The 3127-nt window shown below is 70.6% G+C and carries 3 protein-coding genes and 1 pseudogene; 1 reads left to right on the forward strand and 3 read right to left on the reverse strand.

Translation table 11 applies throughout. The features are described 5' to 3' along the window. Positions 1–695 (forward strand): annotated as a pseudogene (locus tag D8M29_RS10285) (alpha/beta hydrolase); the annotation flags it as partial. Between the two features lie 53 nt (positions 696–748). Here the strand turns inward: D8M29_RS10285 and D8M29_RS10290 are convergent. The 3 genes from D8M29_RS10290 to D8M29_RS10300 all read right to left on the reverse strand — a co-directional run. Then, positions 749–2008, reverse strand: a complete 1260-nt coding sequence (locus tag D8M29_RS10290; RefSeq protein WP_049147868.1) for a TerC family protein — start codon at positions 2006–2008, stop codon at positions 749–751. Positions 2009–2024: 16 nt separating this feature from the next. Beyond that, positions 2025–2957 (reverse strand): TerC/Alx family metal homeostasis membrane protein, encoded by a 933-nt coding sequence (locus D8M29_RS10295; protein WP_049147867.1) that lies wholly within the window; start codon positions 2955–2957, stop codon positions 2025–2027. 38 nt (positions 2958–2995) lie between these two features. Continuing rightward, on the reverse strand, positions 2996–3127 hold a 132-nt coding region (locus D8M29_RS10300), incomplete at its 5' end, for an integrase core domain-containing protein (RefSeq protein WP_148111579.1).

Raw genomic sequence — 3127 nt, forward strand, 5'->3', positions numbered from 1 at the left:
TCCCGATCCCCCTGCCCGGCGGCGGGCCGCTCACCGTGGGACGGGCCCAGGCCCTGGGCATGCTGCTGGGCGGCAACACCCGCGTGGACCGCCTGCACTGGGTCCTCGCCGAGGCCGTGGACCGCACCGGGCCCGCGCCGCGCCTGTCCGAGACGTTCCTGGCCGCCGTCGCCGACCAGGACGACCGCCTCGTCAACCCGCTCTACACCGTGCTGCACGAGGCGATCTACGCGCAGCCGGCGGACCTGGCCGGCGGCCGGGCGGACACCGGCTGGTCGGCGTCCCGGATGCTCGCCGAGCACCCGGACTTCGACCCGGAGGCGACCACGGTCCCGCTGCCCACGGGCGAACACGTCATGCCCTGGTCCGTCGAGGTCGACCCCCGGCTGCGGCCCCTGGCCGGCACGGCGCGGCTGCTCGCCGAGCGCACGCAGTGGGGCCCGCTCTACGACGTGGCCTCCCTGGCGCAGAACACCGTCCCCGTGGCCGCCGCCGTCTACGCGGACGACGTGTACGTGGACCGGGACCTCTCGATCGAGACCGCGCGGCGCGTCCGCGGCCTGCGGGTGTGGGAGACCGGCGCCTTCCACCACGACGGCATCGCCGACGACGGGCCGGCGATCCTCGACCGGCTCCTGGCGATGACCGCGCCGGACGGCGCCGGGACGACGACGGCCCCCGACCCGGTCGACTGACCGGCCCGGGCGCCCGGGCGCCGGCGGAGGGCTCCCCCGGCGCCGTGATCGGCTCAGACGGTGGGCCCGTCCTGCCGCACGATCTGCTCGGAGACCCCGCGCGCGTCGTCGTCACGGGGATCGGCGAGCCGGGTCTCGTGGGCCGTGCGGATGATGGCCGACCACGCGTCCTTGTGCTCGAGCAGCTGGTCGCGCCAGCGCTGGTCCACGGCCTCGGCCCGGGCCGTCCAGCGATCCATCAGGGCGGCGGCGCGCTCGCGCTCGGCCGGGTCGGCGTCCTCGGGCAGCTTCGAGTACCGGTACGAGTACTTCTCGGCGTTCTGCAGCGCCCGCAGGGCCTGGCCCTTCGGCGAGGCCAGGGAGATCGCCACGGTGATCGCCAGGATCACGACGACGACCACGAGGGACAGCGTCGTGGGGATCTCGACGACGGGCACGTTCTCGCCGCCGTTGATGAACGGCAGGTTGTTCTCGTGCAGGGCGTGCAGGATCAGCTTCACGCCGATGAACGCCAGCAGCGCGGAGAGCCCGTAGGCCAGGTAGACGAGGCGGTCGAGCAGGCCGTCGATCAGGAAGTACAGCTGGCGCAGGCCCATGAGCGAGAACGCCGTGGCGGTGAAGACGATGTACGCCTCCTGGGTCACGCCGAAGATCGCGGGGATGGAGTCGAAGGCGAAGAGGATGTCCGTGGCGCCGATCGCGATCATCACGAGGAGCATCGGCGTCATGAGGCGCTTGCCGTCCACCGTCGTGAAGAGGCGGTCGCCGTCGAACTGCTCGGAGGCGGGCAGGAACCGCTTGACCAGGCGGACCATCACGTTGTCCGCCTCGTCCTGGGCGCCCTCGGCGTCGCCGGACATCTCGCCCTTGAGCTGGCCGCCGGCGATGATCAGCAGGAACAGGCCGAAGAGGTAGAACACGTCGGACCACGCGGCGATGACGGCGGCGCCCAGCAGGATGAACAGGGTGCGCGAGATCAGCGCGAAGGTGATGCCGAACAGGAGCACCTTCTGCTGGTACTCGCGCGGCACCCGAAAGCTGGCCATGATGACCAGGAAGACGAACAGGTTGTCGACGCTGAGCGCCTTCTCCAGCAGGTAGCCGGTGTAGTACTCGACCGCGTGCTGGGTGTCGCCGAAGGCGAAGAACACGAGGCCGAAGACGAGCGCGAGGCCGACGTAGACGCCGGACCAGATCGCGGCCTCCCGGATCGACGGCGTGTGCGCCTTGCGGACATGGGCGAAGTAGTCGAACGCGAGGAGCCCGACGATCAGCGCGATCGTCAAGCCCCAGGTCAGGCCGTTGATTTCCACGGGTCACCTCTCGGCGTCAGGGGTCAGGACGGTGCCGCAAGTCTCTCCGCCCGCCGCGACCGCGGCCCGGGCCCCTGTGTCCGGCCGGCGGCGCGCTCTCGGCGGCCGCGGCGTGCTGACGTCCACAGTGTTCGGGATACTCCCCTACGTCGCCGGTCAGTCTACCCGGTCGCACGACGACGCCCCGACCCGCGGCGGGCGGAGCGGGGCGTCGTCGGGCCCGCTGGCGCAGGCCCATGAGGGCGAAGATATTGGCGGTCAGGACGATGAACCAGTTCTGGGTGAGGCCGAAGATCGCCGGGATGGAGTCCACCGCGAACATCACGTCCGTCAGGCCGATCGTGATGAACACGACCACCATGGGGGTGAACATGCGCCGGCCGTCCACGGTGGTGCGCAGTCGGTTGCCGTCGTAGTCCGGCGCCACGTTGAGGCGGCGGGTCAGGCGGGCCACGACGCCCGGCTCGGACTCCTCGTCCCCGCCGTCGTCCTTGAGCTGCTGCCAGGCGGTCCAGAGCAGGAAGGCGCCGAAGATGTAGAACTCCCACGTCAGGTGCTCGATGGCGACGGCGCCGACCGCGATGAACACCGCGCGGGCGATCAGCGCGATGATGATGCCCACCATCAGCACCTCCTGCTGGTAGCGGCGGGGCACCTGGAACGTGGCCATGATGATGAGGAACACGAACAGGTCGTCCACGCTGAGGCTGTACTCGGTGACCCAGCCGGCGAGGAACTCGGTGCCGTGCTGCGCATCGCCCAGGGCGAAGAGCAGCCCCGCGAAGAGCAGCCCCGCGAAGACCAGCGCCAGCGCCACGTAGAACCCGATCCACAGGCCGGCCTCCTTCATGGAGGGCTCGTGGGGGCGGCGCGCGACGTACAGCAGGTCGAGCAGGAGGATGACGCCGAGGACCACAAGGGTCGTGGTCTCGAAGGCGGGACAGAGCACGTCCTTGGAGGGGTTCCTTTCGTGGGGGCCGCGCCAGTCTAGATGTAGGAGGGCATGACGTTGTTGACTCGGGCCGGTGCCAACGAGGCCGGAGGGGCGTCCCCGCAGGAGGTATGAGGCCGATGGTAGTTGTAGTGGTTCACCCACACGGCCAGCGCCTCACGCCGAGC

It is taken from the genome of Micrococcus sp. HSID17227, assembly GCF_003989405.1.
Classification (GTDB): Bacteria; Actinomycetota; Actinomycetes; order Actinomycetales; family Micrococcaceae; genus Micrococcus; species Micrococcus luteus.